The sequence below is a fragment of the Tepidimonas ignava genome, assembly GCF_004342625.1.
GTDB classification, from domain to species: domain Bacteria; phylum Pseudomonadota; class Gammaproteobacteria; order Burkholderiales; family Burkholderiaceae_C; genus Tepidimonas; species Tepidimonas ignava.
On record NZ_SMAH01000003.1, the window covers coordinates 91,096 to 118,064 of the forward strand.

Sequence of the window (26,969 nt, forward strand, 5' to 3'; positions counted from 1 at the left end):
CCCCGAACCGTTCATGATGCTGTTTCCCTGCCCCTTTGACCGCTCGCGCGGTGTGCGCGCGCTGCTGGCCGCCGTGGCCTTGGCCGTGCCGCTGGCGGCTGCCGCGCAAGGCAGTGCCCCTTACGCCGAGGTGCAACGTCGGCTGGCGGCGGGCGACGTGGTCCTGGCGCGCCAGGCGCTGGACGGCTGGCTGCGCGAGCACCCCAACGACGTCCAGGCGCGGCTGCTGCTGGGCGTCACCCAGGCCGCGGCGGGCGACAGCGCCGGCGCCCAAGCCACCTACGAGCAGTTGACGCGCGAGCACCCCGAGCTGCCCGAGCCGTACAACAATCTGGCGGTGCTGCACGCCGCTGCGGGCCGGCTGGCCGAGGCGCGCGCGGCGCTGGAGGCGGCGCTGCGCCACCACCCCGACTACGCCACCGCGCACCGCAACCTGGGCGACGTGTACGCGCAACTGGCGCTGGGCCATTGGCAGCGCGCGCTGGCGCTGCAGCCTGACCAGGCCGATCTGCGCCAGCGTGAGCAGGCGCTGCGCCAACTGTTCGCCCCCCTGGCCCGTTGAACCCGTCCGTCCCATGCCAACCCAGCCACTTCGGACCTCCGTGCGTCGGCGCTTGCTGGGCGCGCTGTGGGCCGCCTCGGTTTGGCCGCTGGCGGCGCAACCCTCCCCCACCCCGCGCGCGGCCGCACCCGCCCGCGCCCAACCTGGAGCACGTTCCGTGAACCCTCAAGTCGAACTGCACATCGCCGGCCGTGGCGTCATCACGCTGGAGCTGGATGCCGCCAAGGCCCCCAAAACGGTGGAAAACTTTCTGGCCTACGTGCGCGATGGCCACTACGACGGCACGATCTTCCACCGCGTCATCGATGGCTTCATGATCCAGGGCGGTGGCTTCGAGCCCGGCATGAAGCAAAAACCCACGCGCGCCCCGATCGAAAACGAAGCCGCCAACGGCCTCAAAAACGACCGCTACACCATCGCCATGGCGCGCACGCAGGCACCGCACTCGGCCACGGCGCAGTTTTTCATCAACGTCGCGGACAACGACTTCCTCAACCACACCGCGCCCACGCTGCAAGGCTGGGGTTACGCGGTGTTTGGCCGTGTCATCAAGGGCACCGAAGTGGTGGATGCGATCCGCCAGGTGCGCACGGGGCGGCGCGGCTTCCATGACGACGTGCCGCTGGACGACGTCGTCATCACCAAGGCGGTGATCGTCCAGCCGTGACGCGCGCCGACGCAGGGGCCATGGTTGCGGGTTCGCTCGGCGCGCCGATGCTGGCTGCCGTGCCATGGCCACCGGGGGCGCGGCGGCTCGATTGTGTGTCCGATGTGCACCTGCACGCGAACGACCCGGCCACCGCCGCCGCGTTTGTGGGGCACCTGCGCAGCGCGCCGTTCGACGCCCTGTGCATCCTGGGCGACCTGTTCGAGGTCTGGGTCGGGGACGATTTGCTGCACGGTGACGATGCCGAGGCGGCGCTGGCGCGCGACGTGGCCGCGGCGCTGCGCGCGGTGGCGCAGCGCCGCCCCGTGTACCTGATGCACGGCAACCGCGATTTTTTGCTTGGCCGCGCCTTTGTCGAGGCCAGCGGTGCCACGCTGCTGGCCGACCCCTGCGTGCTGGACACCGGCGGCTGGCGCTGGCTGCTGGCCCACGGCGACGCGTGGTGCGTGCACGATGCTGACTACCAGCGCTTTCGCGCCCAGGCGCGCAGCGCCGCGTGGCAAGCCGACTTTGCCGCCCGGCCGCTGGCCGAGCGGCAGGCGCTGGCGCGCGCGCTGCGTGCACAAAGCCGCGTGTACCAGGCCCAGCGCATCCACACGGGCATGGTGGACACCGGCGACGTGGATCCCGCCGCGGTCGAGGCGGCGCGCCAGCAGCATCAAGCCGACGGCGTCATCCACGGCCACACGCACCGCCCGGCGGCGCACCGGCTGCCCGGTGGCGCACCCCGGCTGGTGCTCAGCGACTGGGACGTGGGCGCCCGGCCGCCGCGCCTGCAGGTGCTGCAACTGGGCCCCGCCGGGGCCTGGCGCGTGGCGCCGGCCGGCGCTTGAGCGCCCGCCGTACCGTGGAGGTGGCGATGCCCAACGCACTGCGCCGCTGGTGGCAACGCGCCTGGCGCCGCTGGCGTGCGCGCCGCGGCGACCCCGAGGCCATCCCGACGACGCTGTGGCAACGGGTGCTGCAGGGGTTGCCGTGGCTGCAGCTGCTCAGCGCTGACGAGCAGCGGCGGCTGCGCGGGCTGTGCGCCGCGTTTTTGGCGCGCAAGCGCTTCAGCGGCGCGCATGGCTTCGTGGTCGATGACCACAAGGCGCTGCTGGTGGCCGCGCAGGCGTGCCTGCCGCTGCTGTACCGTGGCCACGCCGCGTTGGGCTGGTACGACGGCTTCGTCGGCATCGTGCTGCACCCGCACGAGGTGCGTGCCCCGCGCCGCGTCACCGACGACGTCGGTGTGGTGCACGAGTACGACGAAGCGCTGGCGGGCGAGGCGATGCAAGGCGGCCCGATCGTGCTGGCCTGGCCACGCGTGCTGGGCCATGCGCACAGCCAGGGCGTCGGCCATAACCTGGTGATCCACGAATTCGCCCACGCCATCGACATGCGTGGCAAGCCCTTGGGCCAACCGGCCGATGGCCTCCCACCCCTGCCTGCCGGCCTGCTGGGGTTGCCGGCCACGCAAGCGGCGCGGCTGTGGCACGACACGCTGCATGCCGCGCTGCGTCAGCACCGCCGCCGCGTCACGCTGCACGAGCACTTTGCCGGCCCCGCGCCGTGGCTGGATGCCTATGGCGCCACGTCGGCGGCGGAGTTTTTCGCCGTCTCGTGCGAAGCGTACTGGGTCGACCGCGCACGGCTGGCGGCGCAGCACCCCCGCTGGACCGCACTGCTCGATGCGTTTTTCGGCCACCCGCAGGCCCCGACCAGCGCCACGGCGCTGCCGGCGGCGGACGACGACCTGGGCGGCGACGGGCCGCCCCCTGCGGTCAACGACGCAGCAGCACCTTGAGCACGGCTTGCAGCCGCTGCTGGCGCGCCGGCGTGGCCGCGCTGGCCAGCACGCGCGCAACGTCTTGCGGCCAGGTTTCAGCGGGCCCCGGCTCGTGGCGGCGTGTCAGCAGTTGCAACTGCAACTGGCGGCGCGCCGGCAGGTGCTCGGCGGGCGTGGGCAGGTCGGCCGCGATTTCCAGACGCAGCAGCGCCTCGTCGGCCGCCGCGTCGTCCACCGCCGGCGCCGCCTCCACGGCCTGCACCCAACGCCCCCGTGCCGCCGCCGCGCTGCGGCCCAGTTGGGCGGCGCTGGGCACGGCCTGCGGCTGGCGCTGCTGCCACGCCTGCAGCAGCGCCGTCACGGCTTCGCCGTGGGCACGGGCGGCCAGCTCGCGCAGCCGCGCTTCGGCGCGCTCCAGCGCTTGCCGCTGCGCACGGAACGCCGCGTCCCCCAGGCGCGGCCGCACGCTCGGTCGCTCGCCCGCTGGCGCGCGGCCCGCTGCGGCACGCGGGCTGGGGCGCACGTCCCGCGCCGGGGCCGCGGCAGGCGCGGCCACGCCGGGCCGGTCGTCGCCACGGCGCGCCACCAGCGGCCGGGTTGCGGCGTCGCTCGGCGCCGGCGCGGGCGCCGCCTCGGCCGGCGCCGCCGCCTGCCCCGCCGGCGCTGGGGCAGGCTCGGCGGCCCCCAAGGCCGCTTCGCGCAGCGCCGCCATGGCGGCCCGGATGGCCTGCGCGTCGTCTTGCGCGCAAGCCTCCTCCAGCGCGCGGGCCGCTTGCAGCACCGCGGCGTCCACGGCGCTCAGGGCCGCTTGCGCTTGCTCACGCTCGGCGCTGCGACGCGCAAACGCGGCGTCGATCGGGGCGCGGAAGGCCTCCCACAGCTTTTGCTCTTTGCGCCGCTCCAGCGGCACGCGCTGCGCCTCGGCCTGCCAGCGCTGTTGCAGCTCGCGCACAGCATCGAGCCTCACCCGCGGCTGCTCAGCCAGGGCTTGCGCCTCGGCGATCATCGCTTGGCGGCGCTGCACGCTGTCGGCCTGTGCCGCCTCCAGCCGGGCGTGGGCCGCGGTCATCGCCTCTTTCCACGCCGCCTGCAGCTCGGCGTACGCCTTTTCGCTGACGTGGCCAGCTTGCCGCCAGCGCTCGGCCAAGGCATGCAGCTCGCGCAGTTGGGCTTTCCAGTCTTCGTCCTCGGCGTGGGCCGCGGTCCACGCCCGCACTTCGTCGATCAGGGCCAAGCGCGCCTGGCGGGCCGCTTCGTGCTGCGCCTTGAGGCTGTCGCGCCAGGCCTGCAGCGCCTCGTGCGCGCGGTTGCAGGCGGCATCGAAGCGTTTCCACAACGTCTGGTTGGGTGGCACGCCGCCCTGGTCGACCTGCTTCCATTGCTCGCGCAACGCGCGGATGGCGTCGGCCAGCGCCTTGCCGGCCGGGCGGCTGGCGCCGTCGCCTTGCGTCAAGGCCTCGGCCTTGGCGATCAACTCCTCGCGCAACTGGTCGGCGCGCCAACGCGCCCAGTCTTCCAGCTCCTTGGCTTTGGCCAAGGCCGCCTGCGCACGCGCGTCCACCTCGGGCCCGGCATGACGGCCGTGCAGCTTGTGCAGGTGGCGCAGTTCGCCCGCCAGACGCACCATGGCTTTGGTGTGGCCTTCGGCCAGCTCGCGCTCCAGCGCTTCCAGCGTGGGCAGCAGCGCAGCCTGGGCCACCGCCTGCACCGCCTTGGGCACGGCGACGGCGCCTGCCGCCTCCGGCGCCGCGGCGACCTCCTGGCCGCGCAGGGTGCGGATTTCGTCGTCCCACAGCGGCACGCCGGGCAGCGCGGCTTGCGCATCGTCGCGCGCGCGGCGCGCCTGCGCCAAGGCGGCGTCGAACGCCTGCCATACGGCCTGCACCTGCTCGCGCGTGGCTTGCAGTTGCGCGGCATGGCGCGGCTCCAGATCGCCCCAGGCGGGCGCCGCGACCAGCGCCTCGGCCCGCTCGCGCCACTGGGCGACGTCGCGCGCCAAGGCCTCGTGGGCGGCCTCGGCGTCGGCGATCGGGCGGGTGGACAGCATGTCGATGCGTTGCACGAGCAGCCCCGCCGCTTCACGCTCGACGTGCACCCGGTGGGTGAGATCTTCGATGGCGGCGATGCGCTCGGCCAGGCGCTGGCGCAGGCTGGCCAGGGGTTCGCGCGACAGCGGGGCGCCGGCCTTGGCGGCGTCGCGCTGCCACGCCAGCGCGTCGGCCATATTGAAGTGGGTTTGCGCCAGCAGCGCCTCGGCCCGCGCGGCCCACTGGGCGGCGGCTTCGTCCTGCGCGCGCTGGCGCTTGTGTTCTTCCAGCCGCTCCTTGACGATCTTGGCTGCGCCTTTGTCGCGCGTGGCCAGCTCGCGGTACACGGCGCGCACGGTCTCGATCGGCGGCTGGCCCTCCAGCCAGGCGCGCAAGCGGGCAGCCCGCTCGCCCGAGGTGGGTGCGCTGAACGCACCCCCGGTCAGGGCGTCGAGTTCGGCAACGGTCGGTTGGGGCACGGACAGGACGGTGGTGTTCACGGCAGCGGCAACAAGGCGGCGGCCATCGGGGCCGCGCACGGGGTCATCGGGGGCGCCAGCACCGCACGGCGCCAGCGGGCACAAGCCCTTATTGTCGCTCAGCCCGCCCACAGGTCCAGCGGAGGGTCGTGCACGACGGCTTTGAGGACGTCGCTGCGCGACACGAAGCCCACCAGCGCGCCGGCCATGTCCACCACCGGCACGCCGGGCAAGCCGGTGTGCAGCAACAGCAACGCCAGCCGGCGCAGCAGGGTGTCGGGCTCCACCGCCGGCACCGGCGACACCATCACGACGCTGACCGGCTGCGCCAACAGCGCCCGCCAGACGATGGCGCTGTCGTGCAGCCGCGGCAGCCGCTCGGGGCGCAACAGTTCGGCGCGGGTCAACAAACCCACCAGTTGCCCTTGGGCGTCCAGCACCGGGGCCTGCCCCAGCCCCAGGTCGATGAGGCGCTGCCACGCTTGCTCGACGCTGTCGCCGGCGCGCACGGTCACCACCTCGGGCGTCATGACGTCGGCCACGCGCTGCAGGGGCTGGCGCTGCGGTGACGGACGCTGCACCTCGCCGTACGCTTGCACGGCGACCGCAGCGTTGCGCGACAGTGGCTCGCCGGGCACGCCGGCCGCGCTGGGCGCGTGCGCCGCGTAGGGATCCCAGCCGCTGTCGGCGAAGTCGGGCCGGTCGGTTTCAACCTTGAGCGCGCGCGCACGCGTGCTGCGCAGCGTCGGCAGCACGCGCCGCGCCTCCTCGATCGGGCCACGGTACATCAACCCCGAGGTGCCATAAACCGCCAGCATCGCCGTGCCCTCCACGGTGTGCAGGCGCCGGCCGCGCGGGCCACCCTAAGCCGCCATCAACCCGGCAAAAACAGCGCCTGCAGGTCACTCAACCAGTCGAAGCCGCGCGGCGTCGGGGCGACCCAGCCGTCGTCGCCGACGCTGAGCCAGCCGCGCGCCACCGCAGCGTCGATGGTCGTCGATACCGCGGTTATCGGCAAGCCCGTGCGTTCACTGAACAGCCGCAGCGTAAAACCTTCGCGCAAGCGCAACGCGTTGAGCATGAACTCGAACGGCAGGTCGGAGGCGGCCACCTCGTGCTGCTGCGCCACCGGCTGCCCCTGCAGCGCCTGGTCCATGTAACGGGCCGGGTCGCGCCAGCGCACCTGGCGCACGATGCGCTGGGCAAAGCTGAGCTTGCCGTGCGCCCCGGCGCCGATGCCCAGGTAGTCGCCGAACTGCCAGTAGTTGAGGTTGTGGCGGCAGCGGTGCCCGCGCTTGGCGTAGGCCGACACTTCGTAGCGCTGCATGCCCGCCGCCGCCGTGCGCTCGGTGATGAGGTCCAGCATCGCGTACGCGGTGTCGTCGTCCGGCAGCGGCGGCGGGTGTTTGGCGAACCAGGTGTTGGGCTCGATGGTCAGGTGGTACACCGACAGGTGGGGCGGCTGCAACGCCAACGCCTGGTCCACGTCGCGCGCAAGATCTTGCACGGTCTGTCCCGGCAGCGCGTACATCAGGTCGATGTTGAACGTCTCGAAATGACGCGCGGCCTCCTGCACGGCGGCGCGGGCCTGCGCCGCGTCGTGCACGCGGCCGATGGCCGCCAGGCGCTGGTCGTCAAAACTTTGCACGCCGACGCTCAGCCGCGTCACGCCGGCGTCGCGGTACGCGGCAAAGCGCTGGCGCTCGAACGTGCCGGGGTTGGCTTCGAGGGTGATTTCGGCCCCCGGCGCCAGCGGCAGGCGGGCGCGCACCTCGCTGAGGAGCTGCCCCACGACGTCAGGGTCGAACAAGCTGGGCGTGCCGCCGCCGATGAAGACGCTGACCACGGGGCGCCCCCACACCAGCGGCACGCTGGCGTCGAGGTCGGCCAGCAGCGCGCGCAGGTAGCGTTGTTGGGGCAGCGTTGCGGTGCCCTCCCACGCATGGGAGTTGAAGTCACAGTACGGGCACTTGCGCAGGCACCACGGCAGGTGGATGTACAGCGCCAGCGGCGGCAGGTGGGGCAGCCTGATGTCCCCCGGGCGCTGCCAGTGGATGGCGGCGTCGGCGTTCATGGGGTTGGCCACCACTGCTGCCGCAGCAGCGCCAGCATGACCGCCGCCGCGCGCCCCCGGTGGCTGTGGGTGTTTTTGACCTCGGGCGGCAGTTGGGCAAAGGTGCCGCCCAACGCCGGGATGTACATCACCGGGTCGAAGCCAAAGCCGCCCTCGCCCACCGGAGCCTCGGTGATCAAGCCTTCGACCCGACCGTTGGCGATGAGGGGTTCGGGATCGTGCGGGTCGCGCAGCGCCACCAGGGTGCTGACCATCGCGGCACGCCGGTCCTGCACCCCTTGCATCGCTTCCAGCAGCGCGCGCACGTTGTTGGCATCGCTTTTGGGGTAGCCGAACTGCGTGCAGTAGTAGGCCGTGTCCACACCCGGGCGCCCACCAAAGGCGGCCACGCACAGCCCGGCGTCGTCGGCCAGCGCGGGCAGCCCGCTGGCGGCGGCCGCGTGGCGCGCCTTGGCCAGCGCGTTTTCGACAAAGGTTCGATGCGGCTCGGCGGCCTCTGGGATGCCCAGGCTGCCCTGGGTCACGAGCTCGACCCCCAGCGGCGCCAACATCGCCTGCAGTTCGGCCAGCTTGCCGGGGTTGTTGGACGCCAGCACCAGCCGGCGCGGGGGGGCAGCCAGGGTCATGCCCCGCCCCCAAACGACACGCCGTCCAGCGCCGCGCGCTGCAACGTGATGAGCTGCTGGATGCCGTGCTCAGCCAGCGCCAGCATCGCGTCCAGCGCCGCCCGGTTGAAGGGCGCGCCCTCGGCCGTGCCTTGCACCTCGACGAACTGGCCCGCGCCGGTCATCACCACGTTCATGTCGGTCTCGCACGCCGAGTCTTCGACATAGTCCAGGTCCAGCACCGCGCGCCCCTGCACGATGCCCACCGACACCGCCGCCACCGGCGCCGTGATGGGGTTGCGCGCGAGTTTGCCTTCGGCCAGCAGTTGGTGCACGGCGTCGTGCGCGGCCACCCAGGCCCCGGTGATGGCGGCGGTGCGCGTGCCGCCGTCGGCTTGCAGCACGTCGCAGTCCAGCGTGATGGTGCGCTCGCCCAGCGCGCCCAGGTCGAACACCGCGCGCAGCGAGCGGCCGATCAGGCGCTGGATTTCCTGCGTGCGCCCGCTTTGCTTGCCACGCGCGGCCTCGCGGTCGCTGCGGGTGTGGGTGGCGCGGGGCAGCATGCCATATTCGGCGGTGACCCAGCCTTGGCCGCTGCCCTTTTGGTGCGGCGGAACCTTGTCCTCGACGCTGGCGGTGCACAGCACGCGCGTGCGTCCAAACTCGATCAGCACCGAGCCTTCGGCGTGCACGGTGTAGCCGCGCGTGATGCGCACCGGGCGCAGTTGGTCGGGCGCGCGCCCGTCGTGACGCGCAGCGAGGTTGGGGGTGGGTGTGGCAGCGACCATCGTCATACGGTAGGGGTTGCGGTGGAAGTTGGGGCGCCGGCGTGGCTCGGAGGGCGGTCCGCGCGGGTGCGCCAACGCGCCCACCAGGGCGGCGGTGCCGGCGGGGCGGCTTCGTCTTCGTCCTCGCGCGCCAGCTCGCGCTGCAGCGCGTACACCGACTGCGGGCGCGACGCCGGATCCAGCATCATGCACCAGCGCACGGCTTCACGCAGGTTATCCGAATACACGCCCTGCAAGCGCGCCAGCGGCCCCAGCAGGCGCTCGCGCTGCTGGCGCGTGGGCGCATCCGGGGGCGGGTAGCCTACCATGCACGAGTACAGACACGCGCCGATGGCGTACAGGTCGGTCCACGGCCCCAGCGCGCCGTGCGGTCCGCGCTGGTACATCTCCGGCGCGGCAAAACCCGGTGTGTACATCGGGCGCACGTAGTCGCCCTCGTGCTGCAACGCTTCGCGCGCCGCGCCGAAGTCGATCAACACCGCGCGGTCGTCGTCGGTGATGAGGATGTTGGCCGGCTTGATGTCCAGATGCAGCAGCCCGTGCTGGTGCACGATGCGCAAGCCACGCAACACCTCGTCGAACAAGGCGCGGATCGTGCCTTCCTGCAGCACGTGGCGCAACTGGCGTTCGCGCGCCACGACGATGTAGTCCTGCAACGACGCGCCTTGCAGGTACTCCATCACCAGGTACACGGTGTCGTTGGCGTGGAAAAAATGCTGCACGCCCACCACGGCCGGGTGGGCGATTTGCGCCAGCGCGCGCGCCTCCTCAAAAAAGCCGCGCAGCCCCAAACGGTACAACGCCTGTTTGTCGGGCCGTACCTGCGGCAGCCGCTCGCCCGGGGCGCGCGTGCACAACGCCGTGGGCAGGTATTCCTTGATGGCCACGGGGGACCCGCTGGCGTCGCGCGCCAGGTACACCAACCCGAAGCCGCCGCTGGCCAGCACCCGCACGATACGGTAGCCGCCCACCAGCGTGTCGGCGGGCAACGGGGCCGGCCTGGTCTTTGACATAATCGCTCGATTCCCCGGTCAGGGCGCGCCGCACGGCCCTCACCTGCACCGGATCCCTGGTCTTGTCTTGCAACGCTCATGGCAGTTTACAGCATGACCGGCTACGCGGCCCTGACGGGTGCCGTCGAGGCCGAATCCGGTACGGCAGCCGCCGCAGCGCTGCGCGTCGAAGTGCGCGCCGTCAATGGCCGTTTTTTGGACCTGACGCTGCGCCTGCCCGACGAGTTGCGCGCGGCTGAGCCGGCGCTGCGCGAGAGCGTGTCGGCGCGGGTGCGGCGCGGCAAGCTGGAGGTGCGCGTCAGCTTCGACGCCACCGACGGAACCGCGGTGCGCGTGCCCAGCGCCGCCGAGTTGCAGCGCCTGGCCACGGCCCAGGAGCAGGTGCGCGCCTGGCTGCCCCAAGCCACCCCGTTGAGCGTGGCCGAAGTGCTGCAGTGGGCGCAGCGCGGCGCGAGCCTGCCACCGAACACAGCCGACGCGCTGCTGGCGCTGGTGCGGCGTGCGCTGGACGAGCTCCAGGCGGCGCGCGCCCGCGAGGGCGAGCGCCTGGCCTTGATGTTGCATGATCGCGTGCATCGGTTGCGCACCCTGGCGGCGCAGGCCGAACCGCTGGTGCCGCAAGCCGTGGCGCAGCAGCGCGAGCGCTACCTGCAACGCCTGCACGAAGCGCTGGCCGACGCGCGCGTCGATGCGGCCACGATGCAAGAACGTGCCCTGGCCGAAGCCGCCGCCTACGCGCTGCGCATCGATGTGGCCGAGGAACTGACCCGCCTGCGCTCGCACCTGGACGAGATCGAGCGGTTGCTGCACCAAGGGGGCGAAGTGGGCAAGCGGCTCGACTTTCTGATCCAGGAGCTGCACCGCGAGGCCAACACGCTGGGCTCCAAAGCCGCCAACCTGGAGCTGACGCGCCTGAGCGTGGACATGAAGGTGCTGATCGAACAAATGCGCGAGCAGGTGCAAAACCTCGAGTGAGTGTCGACATGCAGCAACCCGGCAACCTGTTCGTCATCGCCGCCCCCAGCGGGGCGGGCAAGTCCAGCCTGGTCAAAGCGCTGCTGGAGGTGGACGCCCAGCTCAAGCTGTCGATCTCACACACCACGCGCGCGCCACGCGGACAAGAGGTGCACGGGCGCGAGTACTACTTCGTCAGCGACGCCGAGTTCGATCGCATGATCGCCGAGGGCGCCTTCATCGAGTGGGCGCAGGTGCACGGACGGCGCTACGGCACCTCGCGCCAGGCCATCGAGGCGCGCGTCGCTGCCGGTGAGGACATCGTGCTGGAGATCGACTACCAAGGTGCGCTGCAAATCCGGCGCCAGTTCCCGGCGGCGGTGCTGATCTTCATTCTGCCCCCCAGTTGGGACGAACTGCGCGCGCGGCTGCAACGGCGCGGCGAAGACAGCCCCGACGTCATTGAGCTGCGGCTGCGCAACGCTGCGCAGGAAATGGCGCACGTCGACGCCTTCGACTTCGTTATAATCAACGAAGTCTTTGAGCGCGCGCTGTTCGATCTGAAAACGATCACCCACTCGCAGCGTCTGCGCGTGGCCGCGCAGCGCCGCAGCCGCGCCGACGTGTTTGCCGCGCTCGGCCTCACCCCCAACCCTTGACCGCACCATCCGGAGGTTTCCATGGCACGCATCACCGTCGAAGATTGCCTGGAAAAAATCCCCAACCGCTTCCAACTCGTGCTGGCCGCCACCTACCGCGCCCGCATGCTCAGCCAGGGCCATGCGCCCAAGGTCGAGACGCGCAACAAGCCGGCCGTCACCGCGCTGCGCGAGATCGCGGCCGGCCTGGTCGGGCTGGAAATGCTGCGCAAGGTCCCGGTCTGACGGCCATCATGGCCATCGCCGCGAGGCACCCCCGTCGGGTGCCTTTTTTGTTTACAGTACGGGGGTGAGTGTCGATGTCGCCCCCTTGGACGCGCCGCCGGCGGTGACGCCGCCCGCCAGCGCCCCCTCGGCTGCCGCAGCCAGCGCGGCGGCGGCCAGTTTTGCTGCGCTCGAAGCCAGCCTGGGTTACCTGACCCCGTCCGACATCGACCAGGTGCGGCAAGCGTACCGCTTTGCCGACCAGGCGCACTTGGGGCAGTTGCGCAAAAACGGTGACCCCTACATCACGCACCCGATCGCGGTGGCGCAAATCTGCACCCAGTGGCGGCTCGACGCGCAAGCGTTGGCGGCAGCACTGCTGCACGACGTGCTGGAGGACTGCGGCGTCACCAAAGCCGAGCTGACCGAACACTTCGGCCCCGCCGTGGCCGACCTGGTCGATGGCCTGACCAAGCTGGACAAGCTGGAGTTCGACAGCCGCGAGCAAGGCCAGGCCGAGTCGTTTCGCAAGATGCTGCTGGCCATGGCGCGCGACGTGCGCGTGATGCTCATCAAGCTGGCCGACCGGCTGCACAACATGCGCACGATGGCCGACATGCCGCGCCACAAGTGGGCGCGCATCTCGCGCGAGACGCTGGACATCTACGCCCCGATCGCGCATCGGCTGGGCCTCAACAACCTGTACCGCGAGCTGCAAGACCTGGCGTTTCGCCACCTGCACCCATGGCGCTACCAGGCGCTGTCGAAGGCGTTGGCGCGCTCACGCGCGCGGCGCAAGGACCTCATCGCGCGTGTGCAAGGCGAAGTGGAAGCAGCCTTCGCCCACACCGGCATGGACGTGCGCATCGCGGGCCGCGAAAAAACCCTGTATTCCATCTACCGCAAGATGGACGCCAAGCACCTGTCGTTCGCGCAGGTGACCGACATTTACGGGTTTCGCATCATCGTGCCGCAGGTGCTGGACTGCTACACGGCGCTGGGCGTGCTGCACCAGCTCTACAAGCCGATGCCGGGCAAGTTCCGCGACTACATCGCCATCCCCAAGGTCAACGGCTACCAGTCGCTGCACACGACGCTGATTGGGCCATTTGGCACGCCGATCGAATTCCAGTTGCGCACCCCCAGCATGGACGTGGTGGCCGAATCGGGCATTGCCGCGCACTGGCTCTACAAGAGCGGCGACGCCAACGACCCGGCGGCCCAAACGCTCAACGCCCAGTGGCTGCAGTCGCTGCTGGACATTCAACAGGAAACCAAAGATTCGGGCGAATTTTGGGACCACGTACGCATCGACCTGTTTCCAGACTCGGTGTACGTGTTCACGCCCAAAAGCAAAATCCTGGCGCTGCCGCGCGGGGCCACGGCGGTGGACTTTGCCTACGCGATCCACAGCGACGTCGGTCACCGCGCCATCGGCGCCACCATCAACGGCGAGCAAGTGCCGCTGCGCACCGAGCTGCGCAACGGCGATGTGGTCGAGATCACCACCTCCCCGCACGCCCACCCCAACCCGGCGTGGCTGGGGTTTGTGCGCACCGGCCGCGCGCGCTCCAAAATCCGCCATTACCTCAAAACCCTGGCGCAAGAAGAAGCGCGCGCGTTGGGCGAGCGCTTGCTGCGCCAGGCGCTGCGCGCCGAAGGCTACGCGGAGCTGCCCCCTCACGAGGGCGACGGCCAGGGGGTGTGGGACAAGCTGCTGCGTTCCACCGGCGCCCGCAGCCGCGACGAGCTGCTGATCGACATCGGGCAAGGGCGGCGCATCGCCGGCATGGTGGGCAAAAAGCTCGCCGCGCTGCTGGCCGAAGCTGGGCAGCGGCCCGACGCGCTGCTGATCAGTCAGGAACGCTTTGGCGCCCCCGGCGACGACCAACCCAGCCAGGGCGTGGTCGTGCTGGACGGCAGCGAGGGCGGCTCCATCGTCTACGCCAGTTGCTGCCGTCCGATCCCGGGCGACCGCATCGTGGGCTACCTGGGCAAAGGCGAAGGCCTGGTCGTGCACACCGAAGAGTGCCCCGTCGGCCGGCGGCTGCTGCAGCGCGACCGCGAACGCTTTTTGGAGGTCGAGTGGGCCGAGGAGCTCACCCGTGCGTTCGACGCCACGGTCGCCGTCACCGTGGCCAACGGCAAAGGGGTGCTGGCGCGGGTGGCGGCTGCCATCGCCGCGGCCGAAGCCGACATCACCCACATCCAGATGGGCGACGACGGCGCCCAGCCCACCACCGAGCTGCGCTTCACCGTCGCGGTGCGCGACCGTGTGCATCTGGCCCAGGTGCTGCGGCAGCTGCGCCGCACCCCGTCGGTGCTGCGCGCGCAGCGCGTGCGCCCGCCGCGCGGCCACGATGGCAACTGAACGCCCGACCGTGGGCGGTCAGGTGGGGGCCGGGTAGCTGACGCGCACCACCTCCAACGTTTGCACGCCGGCGGGCGTGTGCAAGCGCACCTCGTCCCCCTCGCGTGCCTTCAGCAGCGCTTGCGCCACCGGCGACACCCAACTGATCTGCCCCTGGGCGCTGTCGGCCTCGTCGATGCCGAGGATCGTGACCGTTTCTTCACTGCCGTCGGGACGCGCGTAGGTGACGGTGGCCCCGAAAAAGACCTGATCCTTGCCGTGGTGCACGCTGGGGTCCACCACCTCGGCGATCTGCAGCCGTTTGGTCAAAAACCGAATGCGCCGGTCGATTTCGCGCAGGCGCTTTTTGCCATACAGGTAGTCGCCGTTTTCCGAGCGGTCGCCGTTGCTGGCCGCCCAGGCCACCGTCTCGACCACGCGCGGGCGTTCCTCGTCCAGCAGCCACTTGAGTTCGTCGCGCAGGCGCGCGTAGCCCTGCGGCGTGATGTAGTTCTTGCCGCCAGCCGGCAGACGCGGCTGCGCGGTCAGGTCTTCGTCCTCGTCGTCGCGATCGCTTTCGCGTGTGAATGCCTTGCTCATGGTCACCCATGCAGTCGTTGGTCGGTCGCGCCACAGCGCTCACATCCCCCACACCCCCACGGTGCGGTTCCCCACCCGCTCGGTGCGCGGCGCGATCAGCACGCGTTCATGCCGTTGGCGATGGTGCCTGAACATCACGTCCAAGCACCTGCTCGATCAACCGTGCGTAGATCCGGTTGGCTGCACGCATCTGGGGTCGCAGCGCCACCAAGCCGGCGTCCTCCACGTACTCGACGTCGTCGATGCTGGGTAGGGGGTCCCACAGTGCTTGGCCACCGGCCAGCAGCGGGGCAATGACGCGGTGCACGCGCGGCTCGCGCAGCTTGTCGGTGAGCTGGTCCAGGTGCGTGGCGCGACTCTGGATGAGCCGCTCGCGCGCAGCCCAGTAGTGCGCCAGCGTCACGGGCAGCGCACGGTTGCGCCTCAGCTCTTTGTTTTCCCACGTGCATTCGTGCCCAAGCGCATTGACCAGCCACGGCTGCCCCTGGGTGTCTTGCCACAGCTCGGGCCAGATGGCCTCGTCAAACACCTGGCCCGTGGCCTCGGTGTGCTGCCGCCACAGCGCCACCGTCTCCTCACGGCTGAAGTTGCCCAGCCGCAGCGACTTGGCCTTGATGTTGAAGGCGCTGCCGCCCGTGATGATGTCGCCGCCGCCGCTGTGGATGCGGTAGTCGCGCACATCGCGCACGCCGCACAGCACCACCGTTTGCGGAAACGCCTGCGGGCGCTGCGCGTAGCCGGCGCGGATTTGCCTCAGCAGAGAGATGAGCGTGTCGCCCACCAGCGCGTCCACTTCATCCAGCAGCAGCACCGCCGGGTGGGCGGGGTCCAGTTGGCTCCAGTGCGCCAGCAGGCGTGAGAGTTTTTCTTCGGCTTCAACGGTGCGCCCCTCGCCACGCAGCAGCCAGTCGTCCAACCGGGTGTCACCCAGGTACACCTGGGCGCTGCGGGCAATGGCGCTGCAAGCGGCCGTGATGCCGCGCTCAACGTTGCCGCGTGCGGCCTGCGCGGTTTCGATGTTGGCGTACAGTGCCCGGTACCGGCCTTGGGCGTTGAGGTGCGCCATCAGCGCCAGCAGCACGGTGGTTTTGCCCGTTTGGCGCGGCGCGTGCAGCACGAAGTAGCGCTGCGCTTCGATCAGCGCTTCGATCTCTTGTACATCCACCCGCGCCAGCGGGTCGAGCAGGTAGTGCAGCTCCGGCTTGCTGGGGCCGGCGGTGTTGAACTGCTTGTCGGCCATGGACGCAGTGTAGCGCGTGGGGCTGAGCCTCGTGGCGGACGGTTTTGCTACATTTGCCGCGCTGTCACCTCCGCGCCCCGCCATGCCTGCCTTGCACGTCCACCTGTCCCACCGCCCGGAGCGGTTGCTGGCTTTGGCCACCCGCCACGCGCTGGCCCCGCAGCTGGATGTGGACCCGCTCGCGCCCCGCGTTTGGCTGGTGCCCAGCCACGGCATCGCGCAGTGGGTGCAGCAAAGCATCGCCCAGCACCACGGCGTGTGCGCGGGGCATGACATGCGCTTGCCCGCGCAGTGGCTGTGGCAGCTGTACCGTAGCGTGCTCGGGCACGACGCGGTGCCGGACGAAGCGCCGCTGGACCGCGGACCGCTGCGCTGGCGTCTGTGGCGGCTGCTGCCCACGCTGGCCAGCCAGCCCGACGCCGACCGCTACGCCCCGTTGCTGACCTACCTAGGCCAAGGCGACCTGCACCGGCGGGCGCAGTTGGCGTGGCGCATCGCCGACCTGTTCGACCAGTACCAAATCTACCGCGCCGATTGGCTGGACGACTGGGCGCGGGGGCTGGATCGGCTGCGCGACGCCGAGGGCCGTGTGCGCGAGGTGCCGCACGACGAGCGCTGGCAGCCTGCGCTGTGGCGGCTGTTGCGCGCCGATGCGCTGGCCGAGGGCCACCGTTGGCCCAGCCGCAGCGAGCTGCATGCGGCGTTCGTCCAACGGGCCCGCACCCTGCCTGCCGCGCCGGGCGTGCCGCCGCGCTTGACGGTGTTTGGCCTCAGCGCCATCACCCCGGACGTGTTGCAAGCGTTGCGCCTGTGCGCCCGCTGGTGCGACGTGGCGATGTTCATCGTCAACCCGAGCCTGACCGACTGGTTCGATCGCGTCGGTGCGCAAGCCGGGCACCCCCTGCTGGCGGCCTGGGGGCGGCAGGGGCGGGATTGCATCGCCGGGCTGCACCAGCTGGCCGACGCGGCCCCGGATGGCGACCCCGAAGTCCGGTTGCACGAACACTTCGATGACGGCACCGCGGCGGACCGCGCGCCCGCGCACCTTCTGGCGCAGTTGCAGGACGACATCCTGCACGGCCGTGCCGAGGGCGAATCGAGCTGGCCCGCGGTGGACCCGCAGCGCGACGGCTCGCTGCGCATGCACATTGGGCACACGCCGTTGCGCGAGGTGGAAGTGCTGCACGACCAGGTGCTGGCCGCGTTGCAGCGCGACCCCACGCTGCAACCGCGCGACATCGCGGTTTTTGTGCCCGACGTGCCCACCTACGCACCGTTTGTGCACGCGGTGTGGGGCAGCCTCCCGCCGCACGACCCGCGCCATGTGCCGTACACGGTGAGCGACACGGGCGACCCCGAAGCCCAGCGCCTGCACGAACTGGTGCGCGCCCTGCTGCAGCTGGACCAGGCGCGCTGGCAAGGCAGCCAGGTGCTGGATTGGCTGGACGTGCCCGCACTGGCGCACGCCTTCGACCTGCAGCCCGACGAGGTCGAGACCCTGGCGCGCTGGCGCGAGCGCGCCGGCATCCGCTGGGCGTTGGACGCCGAACACAAACAGCACCTGGGTCTGACCCAACCCACCGACCCGCAGGCCGAACGCCTGACTTGGCGGGACGGATTGCAGCGGCTGTGGTTGGGCTACGCCATCGGCGACGACGAGGCCGTGTGGGCTGACCGGGCGCTGCCCGCGCGGGGGGTGGCGGTGCTGCAAGCGCCGCTGCTGGCCAAGCTGCAGGCGCTGGTCGATGCGCTGGACGCCTGGCAGCGCACGCTGCGGCAGCCCGCCCCGGCCAACGCCTGGCACCAGCGTCTGCACGGCATGCTCGACAGCCTGCTGGCGCCCACCAGCGACGCCGAGCGCCGCACCGTGGGTGACCTGCGCAGCGCGCTGGACCGCTGGGCGCAACACGCCGCGGCCGCGGGCGACGACCCCATCCCCGCCGCCGTGGTGGCCGATGCCTGGCTGGCCCTGGCCGCCCCCGCGGCCGTGGGGCAGCGCTTCCTGGCGGGTGGGGTGACGTTCGCCACCTTGATGCCGATGCGCTCGGTGCCGTTTCGGCGCGTGTACCTGTTGGGCATGCACGATGGCGCCTACCCCCGGCGTGACACCCACGATGCGCATGACCTGATGGCCGCCCTGCCGCGCCCCGGCGACCGCCTGCGCCGATACGAAGACCACTACCTTTTCTTGGAGGCCGTGCTGGCCGCACGGGAGCATCTGAGCATCAGTTGGGTGGGGCGCAGCCCCGTGGACGACACCCCGGCGCAACCCTCGCTGCTGGTGACGCAGCTGCGGGATCATTTGCGGCGCCACTGGCGGCTGGTGGGCCACACCCCTGGAGATACCGCCAACCATGATGCGCTGCTGAATGCGCTCACCACCCAACACGCGCTGCAGCCGTTCGCGCCTGCCAACTATGCCTCGACGCCCCCCGCCGACCCCGCGCCACCGCTGGACGCGCAACGCTTCAGCTACGCCGCGCACTGGCTGGCATCCCCCCCTGCCGCGGCGGGGGTGGCGCCGGCGTGGGAACGTCCCGCCCAGGTCAACCTGGGGATGCTGGCCGATCTGCTGCACGACCCGGTGCGGGGTTGGACGCAACAGCGGCTGCGCATCGGCCTGCCGGACGAGGAGCCGGACACCGACCTCGACACCGAACCGTTCGAGCCTGACGGGCTGCAGCGCTGGCGCGCCGAGCTGACGTGGGTGCAGGCCGCGGTCCGAGCCTGCATGCAAGGAGCCACGCAGCAAGACATCCAACACGCGGCCCTCGACGCCTGGCGCCGCGCCCAGTGGAGCGGCCTGTGGCCGCTGGGTGCAGCGGGCGAACACCAACGGCGCGATGCTGACGAACGCTTGCAGCGTTTGGTGCAGCACGTCCAGGGCTTCTTGACAACCTTCCCCCAGCCCTGCGACGCGCGCCCGCGGCTGCGCACCGTGGTCGAGATCCCGTCGTCGGCGCCGATACCGTTCGACGCGGTGTTGCCCGCCGTGCGCCGCAGCGACGATGGCCGCTACGCCCGGCTGGTCGTGCAGGGCAGCCGCCTGCTCGACAGCAAAAGCCTCAACAGCAAGCGGTGGCGGCTGGCCGCCCTGTGGCGCGTGTGGGTGGAGCACGTCGCGCTGCAGCTGGCGCTGGGCGCCACCGCCACCTGCGTGGTCTCGCCGATGGGCAACGCGTGGCTTCGCCCGGTGGACACCACGCTGGCGCGCGACGTCTGGCAATCCCTGTGGGAAGCCTGGACCACCGGCCTGGGACCCCAACCGCTGCCGCTGCCGCGCCACGCCGCCGCGGCGTACTTTCAGGCGCTGCGCAGCACATCCGAACCCGACACGGACGCGCGGCTGCGCGCTTGGGACCAAGCCCGCGAAGCGTACGAAGACAGGGGCCATGGTCTGGCGCGCGATGCCCTGTGGCGGCGCCACTACCCCACGTTCGAAGCGCTGGCCGGCCCGCGCGAGGCGCACGACGACCGCCCCTTTGCCCGATGGACCGAGCGCATCGTGCAACCGCTGCGCGCCCACGTGGCCAGCAGCCTCGACACCCCCACGGACGGAGACCCGCCCGATGACGCCTGAGCCCCGCGACCTGGACGCGCTGGCGCTGCCGCTGCAGGGCAGCCACCTGATCGAAGCCAGCGCGGGCAGCGGCAAGACATGGAACATCGCGCTGCTGTACGTGCGGCTGGTGCTGGGCGCTGCCCCCGGCCAGCCGGGCTTGCCGCCGCTGGACGCACGCCGCATCCTGGTGGTCACCTACACCGACGCCGCCACCCAGGAGCTGCGCAGCCGCATCCACACCCGCCTGCGGCAAGCGGTGCAGGTCATGCAAGGCGCGCCCAACACGGCCAGCGACGACACCGCGGCGCTGGCCGCCCTGCGTGCGCTGCGCGAGCACTACCCGGCGGCCCAATGGCCGGCCCTGGCCGCGCGCCTCGACGCGGCCGCGCAGGCCCTGGACGAGGCCCCGATCAGCACCATCCACGGTTGGTGCCAACGCATCCTGCGCGAACACGCCTTGCTCAGCGGCGAGCCGTTCGCCTTGGAGGTGCTGACCGACACCGCCGCGCTGCTGCAACAGTGCGCGCAGGATTGGTGGCGCGTGCACGTGCAGCCCCTGCCAACCGAACTGGCCAGCGCGGTCCTGGCGTCCTACCCCCACCCGCGGGCGGTGCTGGACGCTGTCAAACCTCTGCTGGAACACGCCGCGTCGTGGGCCGCGGCGCTGCCCGGCGGCGCCGACACGCCCCTGCCCACGCTGCTGCAGCAGGCCCAAGCCCAGCGCCGCGCGGCCCTGCAGGCCCTCAAAGCGCCGCTGCACGCTTGGGCAGACGAAGCCGACAAGGTGCTGACGGCACACGCGTTGCTCGCCCGCCTGGGACGTCCGGCCGACGTGCGCGGCTGGCTCGACAAGCTGCGGCGCTGGTCGGCAGAGCCCGACGATGCCCGCCTCCCACTGACCCACACCGCCCGCCAACGCCTGACCCTGGCACACCTGCAGCAGACCGAAGGCACGTTGCCGCCCGAGGCCGAGAACCTGGACCTGTGGCGCGCGCTGCGCCACCTCGAGCAGGCCCTGCGCAGCCTGCCCGACGTGGCCGGCGCCGTGGTCCGCCACGCCGCCGCCTGGATCGACCAGCGCATGCGCGCCCAGCTGCGCCAGCAGCAGAGCCTGACCTACGACGAAATGCTGCGCCGCGTCGACGAAGCGTTGAGCGGCCCCCATGGGCCGGCCTTGGCGGCGCGCCTGCGCCAGCGTCAACCGGCGGCCCTGGTGGACGAGTTTCAGGACACCGATCCGCGCCAGTGGCGCATCCTGCGCGCCATCTACCAGCCTGAGCGCGCTGCGCCCGACACCGCGCTGCTGCTGATCGGCGACCCTAAGCAGGCCATCTACGCCTTTCGCCACGCCGACATCCACAGCTACCTGCAAGCGCGCCGCGCCTGCGGGCCGCGCGTGTGGCGGCTGGGCACCAACCACCGCAGCAGCGAAGCCATGGTGCGGGCCGTCAACGCCCTGTTCGCGCACGCCGAACACCAATCGCCCGACGGGGCCTTCGGGTTCGGTGGCGGTGGCACCGGGCAGGTGCCTTTCGTCCCGGTGCAGCCGCGCGGCCTGGCGCTGCGCTGGTGCGAAGGCGGACGCGACAACGCCCCAGCGCTGACGCTGGCCCTGCCCCCGTCAGGCGACGCGGCGCCCCATGACACCCTGGCCCAGGCCTGCGCCGCCACCGTGGCGCGCTGGCTGGCCGACCCGCGCACCGGTCTTGTTGACGCCGAGGGGCGCCTGCACCGCTTGCAGCCGAGCCAAATCGCCATCCTCGTCAACGAGCGCGAGGAGGCCCAACGCATCGGCCGTGCGTTGCGCCACCACGGGCTGCCCAGCGCCTACCGCTCGGAGCGCGCGCCGGTGTGGACCACGCCCCAAGCCGAGGACTTGGCGCTGTGGCTGCAAGCGTGCGCCCGTCCGCACGACCGCGACGCCGTGGCGCACGCGCTGCTGGCGGCCAGCACCGGCCTGGACACCGCCGAGGTGCACGCCCTGTTGGCCGACGAGCAGGGGTGGGAGCAAACGCTGCAACGCTTCGCGCACTACCACGCGCTGTGGCTGCGCCACGGGGTGTTGGCCGCCGTGCGCCAACTGATGATCGACCACGCGGTGCCCGCGCGCTTGCTGCGCCGCGCCGGCGACGCGGGCAGCGGTCGCCGTGCGCTGGTCAACCTGCTGCACCTGGCCGAGTGGCTGCAAGCGCGTGCCCCGCGCGAGGGGGTGCGAGGTATCCAAACCACCCTGACGCTGCTGCAACAAGCCCGCCGCGGGCTGCTGGGCGGGCAGGACGACGACGCCAGCGCCCCGCAGGTGCGGCTTGAGAGCGACGGCGGCGCCATCACGCTGATCACGGTGCACAAGGCCAAGGGACTGGAGTTTGACGTCGTGCTGCTGCCCTTCGGGGTGCGCCCGCGACCGCTGGCCGCCCCCAAAAGCCACCAACTCGGTGTGGTGCGCTGGCACGACGCCGAAGGTCACCTGCACGTCACCCTCAGCGACGAAGGCGACGCATGGAGCCACGCACTGCAACGCGGCGAGCACGAGCGCCAGTTGGAAGACGTGCGCAAACTGTACGTGGCGCTGACCCGTGCGCGCCACGCCACCTGGGCGGGCATCCCGCTGGACGACGTGTTTGGCGTCAGCGCCTGGGCGCAGGTGCTGGGTTTGCCCGGCCACCACCCGGGCGAACAGGGCGTCGAGGCCATCACCCAAGCGCTGCAACGGTTGAGCGACGGCAGCGGCGGCACCATCGCGTGGCGCCCCACAGAGGCGCTGCGCCACGCCCCGACGGCCCGGCCGCAGGACGCCGCCCCCCCGCCGCCGGCCTACCCCCACCAGGCCCGCGCGCGCGCCACCCCCACGTGGTGGATCGCCAGCTACACCGCCCTCACCCGCGCCGCCGCCGACCCCGGCCCACCGCCGGAGGCCGCCGCCGACCACCACGCGGGTGACGACGACCCCACGCCGGACAGCCCCCCCGCGGCGCCCGCCGGCCACGCCGTCGGCACGCCTGACCCCTGGCACCGCTGGCCCCGCGGCGCCCAGGCCGGCGTGGTGCTGCACGCGCTGCTGCAGCACTGCGCCGAACAACGCTGGGCCCCGGCCGCCAACGACGCCGCCACCCTGCAGCCCATCGCGCAGCGGCTGCTGGCCCAGCACGGTTGGCCCGCTGATCGACAGACCATCGACGCCGCCGACCTCGCCGTCTGGGCCGTGCGCATCGTGCAACGGCCGCTGCCGTTGCCCGGCGCCGCGCCCGTGGCGCTGGCGCAGCTCGAGCGAGCCTGGCCCGAGGTGGGGTTCTGGCTGCCGATCGACGCCACCGTCCCTGCGGACACGCTGGATCGGCGCATCGCCCAGCACGTGCTGCCGGGCCAACCGCGCCCGGCCCTGAGCGGCCCGGTGCTGCACGGCATGCTCAAAGGCTACATCGACCTGGTGTTTGCCCATGACGGACGCTACTGGGTGTTGGACCACAAATCCAACGCGCTGGGCGACACCGACGACGCCTACCACCCCGCCGCGGTGCAGGCCGAGGTGCTGCGCCAACGCTACGACGTGCAAGCCGTGCTGTACCTGCTGGCCCTGCACCGGCTGCTGCGCCAGCGGCTGCCCGGCTACAACCCCGCGCGGCACCTGGGCGGCGCGCTGTGTGCCTTTTGGCGCGGCGTGGACCACCCCAGCGCGGGCGTGTGGTGCGCCCCAACGCCCGTGGCGTTGCTCGACGAGCTCGACGCCTTGCTGCAAGCGCCTGCGGAGACCACGACGGCATGACGCCCCCCGCCACCGACACCCTGGACGCCTTGCTGCAGCGCGGCCTGGCCAGTGGCGAGCTGCGCGCCGCCGACGTCGCCTTTGCCCGCATGGCGCAGCGCCTGTGCCCGGATGCCCCGCTGGCCACCTGCCTGGCCAGCGCGGTGGTGAGCCGCCACGCCGCCGACGGCCACATCGCGTGGCCGATCGACAGCACGGCGGCGACCGGCGGTCCGTGCCGTGCGTGGCTGCAACGCCTCCTCGCGCACGCCCCCCACGCCGCCGACCACCCCCACTGGCTGGGCGACGGCAGCGCAGCCACGCCGCTGGTGCGCCACGGTCCCCGGCTGTACCTGTGGCGCCACTGGCAGCGCGAACAGGCGGTGGCGCGCGCGTTGGCCGCCCGGTTGCAACCCGCCCAGGCGCCGGCGCCGAATCAGGCGCGGGCGTGGTTGGACGCCCTGTTCGGCCCCGCCGCCAACGCGCCTGATGCTGACCAACGCTGGGCCTGCGCGTGCGCGCTGCGCCAAGCGCTCACCGTCATCACCGGCGGCCCCGGCACCGGCAAAACCACCACCGTGGCGCGGCTGCTGGCCACCCTGCAAGGCCTGGCGCTGGCCCAGGGCGCGCCGCTGACCATCGCCCTGGCCGCCCCCACCGGCAAGGCCGCCGCGCGGCTGGCGGCGGCCCTGAGCCAAGCCTGGCCCTCCCTGCCCCCGGCGGGGCTGCCCGTGCCCACCGACATCCTGCGGCGCCACCTGCCCAGCACCGCCCGCACCCTGCATGCCCTGCTGGGTCAGCGCCCCGACGGGGGCGCGGCCCGCCACGGCCCCGACCAGCCATTGCCGCTGGATGTGCTGGTGATCGATGAAGCCTCGATGGTGGACCTGGAACTGCTGCACACCACCGTGCAGGCGCTGCCCCCGCAGGCGCGCCTGATCCTGCTGGGCGACCGCGACCAACTGGCCTCGGTGCAGGCGGGTGCGGTGCTGGCCGAGCTGTGCCTGCACGCCGACGCCGCGCGCTGGCGCCCCAGCACGGCGCAGGCCTTGCACGCCGCCACGGGTGTGCCGGTGCCCGCCGAATGGACCGACCCCGGCGGCGACCCGCTGGACCAGGCCGTTGTGATGCTGCGGCGCAGCCGCCGCTTCGACGCCGACAGCGGCATCGGCCGCTGGGCGCAGGCCGTGCGCCAAGGCGACGTGGACGCCGTGCGCCACCTGCTGCGCCAACCCAGCCCGGACGTCAGCGTGCACAGCAGCGCCGACGACGACCGCTGGCTGGCCACCTGGACCGCGCACGCGCACGCCCTGCTGCGGCCGCTGGCCGACGCGCTGCCCGACGCGGCCGACGTGGACGCCTGGGCGCAACAGCGTCTGGCCCAGCACGGTCGGCTGCAGGTGCTGTGCGCGCTGCGCCACGGCCCCTGGGGCGTCGAAGGCCTCAACGCCCGCCTGCAACGCCGCGCCGAGGCCACCGCGCCCACGCTGCCGCAAGGGCCGTGGGGGCCGGCCGGACAACCGTGGCTGATCACACGCAACCAACCGGCGCTGGGCGTCATGAACGGTGACCTTGGGCTGCTGCTGCCACGGCGCGCCCCCGGCGGAGGTCTGCAGTGGCGGCTGGCGCTGCCGGGCGCGCAGGCCAGCGGCGTGCAGTGGGTGCTGCCGGCCCAACTGGGGCACAAGGAGCTGGCGTGGGCCATGACGGTGCACAAGGCCCAGGGCAGCGAGTTCGACCACGTCATCCTTGTGCTGCCGCCCGACCCCGACAGCCCCTTGGCCACGCGCGAGCTGCTCTACACCGGCATCACGCGCGCGCGCCAGCGCCTCAGCCTGGTGTTGCCCGGCGGGCCCGACACGCTGCTGGCGGCGCTGCAGCGCCGCACCGAACGCGACAGTGGCCTGCGCGACGCCGTGCTGGCCGCGCTACCATAGCCAACTTTCGAACGATCGTTCGCAAATGGCCGCTCTTGCGGGCGGCCTGCCTGGCTGACGCGACCATGAACCCACCCTGCATCGTCTTTTCGCACGCCAACAGCTTCCCTGCCGGCACCTACCGCGTGCTGTTCGACGACCTGCGCGCCCGCGGTTGGCGCGTCGAAGCGCTGGACAAATTCGGCCACGACCCGCGCTACCCCGTCACCAGCAACTGGCCCCACCTGGTGCGCCAGCTGGCCGATTTCATCGCCCAGCAGGTCCGGCCCGAGGGCGAGCCGCTGTTTTTGGTCGGCCACTCGCTGGGCGGGTTTCTGAGCCTGATGTGCGCCGCGCTGCACCCGCAACTGGGCGGCAGCGCGGTGGGCGGCGTGGTCATGCTCGACTCCCCCGTGCTGGGCGGCTGGAAGGCGCGCGCGCTGGCCGCAGCCAAACACACCCGCCTGATCGGCGCCGTCTCGCCCGGGCGCATCAGCCGCAAACGGCGCAACCGCTGGGCCAGCGCCGACGAAGCGCTGCAACACTTCCGCCACAAACGCGCCTTCAGCCGTTGGGACGCGCGCGTGCTGGCCGACTACATCGCCGCCGGCACGCACGACGAGGTCGGCCCCGACGGTCAGGTGCACCGGGTGCTCAGCTTCGACCGCGACATCGAAACGGCCATCTACGACACCTTGCCGCACCATCTGGACCGGCTGCTGCGGCGTCACCCGTTGCGCTGCCCGGTGGCGTTCGTGGGTGGCACCCACTCCGAGGAAATGCGCCGCGTGGGCCTGACGATGACGCACAAACTGTGCGGCCGCGAGCCCTCACCGCGACTGCAATTCATCGAGGGCACGCACCTGTTCCCGATGGAAAAGCCCGAAGCCACCGCGGCCGCCATCGACCGCGCGCTGCGCCACTTCATGGCGCCCAATGCACCCACCCCAGCCAACCGCTGACGGCGATGAACACCCCGAAAGCAATGCGGTACCAGGCAAACGGCACAAACGTGTGGCTGGCCACGTAGCGCAGCAGCCACTTCACGCACACCCACGCCGACACGAACGACACCACCAGCCCGACGGCGAAGAAGGGCACGTCCGCCGCGCCCAGCAGCGCGCGGTGCTTGTACAGGTCGTAGGCCGCGGCCCCGAACAACATCGGGATGGCCAGAAAAAAACTGAACTCGGTGGCCGCGCGGCGCGAAAACCCCAGCGCCATCGCCCCGATGATGGTGGCGCCGGAGCGGCTCACCCCCGGAAACAGCGCCAGGCACTGGATCAGCCCCACCGCCAGCGCGTCGCGCCCACGGATGGCGTCGACATCGTCAATGCGCGGCCGCGCCCCGTGGCGCTGACGTGCCTCCACCCACAGCATCACCAGCCCGCCCAGCACGAACCCGGCCGCCACCACCCAGGCGTTGAACAGGTACGCTTTGATCGGCCCGATGAACGCAAACCCCGCCGCGGCCGCCGGCGCAAAGCCCAACGCCACGTTGAGCGTAAAGCGTTGCGCCAGCGCATCCCGTGACAAGCCGCGCAGTGTGGCCAGCAGGCGCTGCCAGTACACCCCCACGATGGCCAGAATCGCCCCGGTCTGGATCACCACCTCGAACACCTTGGTGCGTTCATCGGGCAAATCGAGCAGCGCGGCGGCCAAAATCAGGTGTCCGGTGGACGAAACAGGCAAAAATTCGGTCAAGCCCTCCACCACCCCCATCAGGGCGGCTTTGAGCAGCAAAGCGATATCCATGAGC

General features: G+C 71.8%; 21 protein-coding genes. 12 read left to right on the plus strand and 9 right to left on the minus strand.

The window, feature by feature from the left end:
- Positions 1-13 precede the first annotated feature (13 nt).
- The 4 genes from EDC36_RS03030 (at position 14) to EDC36_RS03045 (ending at position 3,015) form a co-directional block, all read left to right on the plus strand.
- Positions 14-562 (plus strand): tetratricopeptide repeat protein, encoded by a 549-nt coding sequence (locus tag EDC36_RS03030; protein ID WP_165902799.1) that lies wholly within the window; start codon positions 14-16, stop codon positions 560-562.
- A gap of 157 nt (positions 563-719) precedes the next feature.
- Positions 720-1,229: a peptidylprolyl isomerase gene (locus EDC36_RS03035; protein ID WP_243646451.1), complete on the plus strand. Its 510-nt coding sequence runs from the start codon at positions 720-722 to the stop codon at positions 1,227-1,229.
- 20 nt (positions 1,230-1,249) lie between these two features.
- Positions 1,250-2,062: a UDP-2,3-diacylglucosamine diphosphatase gene (locus EDC36_RS03040; protein ID WP_243646452.1), complete on the plus strand. Its 813-nt coding sequence runs from the start codon at positions 1,250-1,252 to the stop codon at positions 2,060-2,062.
- Between the two features lie 26 nt (positions 2,063-2,088).
- Complete coding sequence (locus EDC36_RS03045) at positions 2,089-3,015, plus strand: M90 family metallopeptidase (protein WP_132961789.1); 927 nt, start codon at positions 2,089-2,091, stop codon at positions 3,013-3,015.
- On the opposite strand, the gene EDC36_RS03050 is transcribed toward EDC36_RS03045, so the two are convergent.
- The 6 genes from EDC36_RS03050 to EDC36_RS03075 form a co-directional block, all read right to left on the minus strand.
- Positions 2,993-5,524, minus strand: a complete 2,532-nt coding sequence (locus EDC36_RS03050) for a DUF349 domain-containing protein (protein WP_132961790.1) — start codon at positions 5,522-5,524, stop codon at positions 2,993-2,995. The genes EDC36_RS03045 and EDC36_RS03050 overlap by 23 nt on opposite strands.
- Before the next feature lie 98 nt (positions 5,525-5,622).
- Entirely contained in the window at positions 5,623-6,321 is a 699-nt protein-coding gene (locus tag EDC36_RS03055; RefSeq protein WP_132961791.1) for a CBS domain-containing protein, read from the minus strand.
- A gap of 56 nt (positions 6,322-6,377) precedes the next feature.
- Positions 6,378-7,577: a radical SAM family heme chaperone HemW gene (gene hemW / locus EDC36_RS03060; protein ID WP_132961792.1), complete on the minus strand. Its 1,200-nt coding sequence runs from the start codon at positions 7,575-7,577 to the stop codon at positions 6,378-6,380.
- On the minus strand, positions 7,574-8,203 hold the full coding sequence (locus EDC36_RS03065; protein ID WP_132961793.1) for a non-canonical purine NTP pyrophosphatase: 630 nt from the start codon (positions 8,201-8,203) through the stop codon (positions 7,574-7,576). Before EDC36_RS03065 ends, hemW begins: the two co-directional genes overlap by 4 nt.
- Positions 8,200-8,976, minus strand: a complete 777-nt coding sequence (gene rph, locus EDC36_RS03070) for a ribonuclease PH (protein ID WP_390616720.1) — start codon at positions 8,974-8,976, stop codon at positions 8,200-8,202. Before rph ends, EDC36_RS03065 begins: the two co-directional genes overlap by 4 nt.
- Positions 8,973-9,983 carry a serine/threonine-protein kinase gene (locus tag EDC36_RS03075; RefSeq protein ID WP_132961794.1) on the minus strand — a complete coding sequence of 337 codons (1,011 nt, stop codon included), beginning with the start codon at positions 9,981-9,983 and terminating at the stop codon, positions 8,973-8,975. The genes rph and EDC36_RS03075 overlap by 4 nt, the downstream gene beginning before the upstream one ends.
- Positions 9,984-10,061: 78 nt before the next feature.
- Between EDC36_RS03075 and EDC36_RS03080 the strand changes: the two genes are divergently transcribed.
- The 4 genes from EDC36_RS03080 to EDC36_RS03095 all read left to right on the plus strand — a co-directional run bounded on the left by EDC36_RS03080 (position 10,062) and on the right by EDC36_RS03095 (position 14,171).
- Entirely contained in the window at positions 10,062-10,958 is an 897-nt protein-coding gene (locus tag EDC36_RS03080) for a YicC/YloC family endoribonuclease (RefSeq protein WP_132961795.1), read from the plus strand.
- An 8-nt stretch (positions 10,959-10,966) separates the two neighbouring features.
- Complete coding sequence (gene gmk, locus EDC36_RS03085; RefSeq protein ID WP_132961796.1) at positions 10,967-11,596, plus strand: guanylate kinase; 630 nt, start codon at positions 10,967-10,969, stop codon at positions 11,594-11,596.
- Positions 11,597-11,617: 21 nt separating this feature from the next.
- A complete protein-coding gene (gene rpoZ / locus EDC36_RS03090; RefSeq protein WP_132961797.1) occupies positions 11,618-11,821 on the plus strand; it encodes a DNA-directed RNA polymerase subunit omega in 204 nt (67 codons plus the stop codon).
- A 64-nt stretch (positions 11,822-11,885) separates the two neighbouring features.
- The gene (locus tag EDC36_RS03095; RefSeq protein WP_165902796.1) at positions 11,886-14,171 is read left to right on the plus strand and encodes a RelA/SpoT family protein; all 2,286 of its coding nucleotides are present in this window, start codon (positions 11,886-11,888) and stop codon (positions 14,169-14,171) included.
- An 18-nt stretch (positions 14,172-14,189) separates the two neighbouring features.
- On the opposite strand, the gene greB is transcribed toward EDC36_RS03095, so the two are convergent.
- Together greB and EDC36_RS03105 are read right to left on the minus strand one after the other, a co-directional pair.
- Positions 14,190-14,750, minus strand: a complete 561-nt coding sequence (greB, locus tag EDC36_RS03100) for a transcription elongation factor GreB (RefSeq protein WP_132961799.1) — start codon at positions 14,748-14,750, stop codon at positions 14,190-14,192.
- 106 nt (positions 14,751-14,856) lie between these two features.
- Positions 14,857-15,990, minus strand: a complete 1,134-nt coding sequence (locus tag EDC36_RS03105; RefSeq protein ID WP_207895027.1) for an AAA family ATPase — start codon at positions 15,988-15,990, stop codon at positions 14,857-14,859.
- A gap of 82 nt (positions 15,991-16,072) precedes the next feature.
- Here EDC36_RS03105 and EDC36_RS03110 point away from each other — a divergent pair, with 82 nt between their 5' ends.
- The 4 genes from EDC36_RS03110 (at position 16,073) to EDC36_RS03125 (ending at position 26,172) form a co-directional block, all read left to right on the plus strand.
- Positions 16,073-19,570, plus strand: a complete 3,498-nt coding sequence (locus EDC36_RS03110) for an exodeoxyribonuclease V subunit gamma (protein ID WP_132961800.1) — start codon at positions 16,073-16,075, stop codon at positions 19,568-19,570.
- Entirely contained in the window at positions 19,560-23,315 is a 3,756-nt protein-coding gene (gene recB / locus EDC36_RS03115; RefSeq protein ID WP_165902800.1) for an exodeoxyribonuclease V subunit beta, read from the plus strand. The genes EDC36_RS03110 and recB overlap by 11 nt, the downstream gene beginning before the upstream one ends.
- Positions 23,312-25,231: an exodeoxyribonuclease V subunit alpha gene (gene recD, locus EDC36_RS03120; protein WP_132961802.1), complete on the plus strand. Its 1,920-nt coding sequence runs from the start codon at positions 23,312-23,314 to the stop codon at positions 25,229-25,231. The genes recB and recD overlap by 4 nt, the downstream gene beginning before the upstream one ends.
- A gap of 65 nt (positions 25,232-25,296) precedes the next feature.
- Entirely contained in the window at positions 25,297-26,172 is an 876-nt protein-coding gene (locus tag EDC36_RS03125) for an alpha/beta hydrolase (RefSeq protein WP_132961803.1), read from the plus strand.
- Here the strand turns inward: EDC36_RS03125 and EDC36_RS03130 are convergent.
- Positions 26,135-26,965, minus strand: a complete 831-nt coding sequence (locus EDC36_RS03130; RefSeq protein ID WP_132961804.1) for an undecaprenyl-diphosphate phosphatase — start codon at positions 26,963-26,965, stop codon at positions 26,135-26,137. The two genes, EDC36_RS03125 and EDC36_RS03130, sit on opposite strands and share 38 nt — an antisense overlap.
- Positions 26,966-26,969 lie beyond the last annotated feature (4 nt).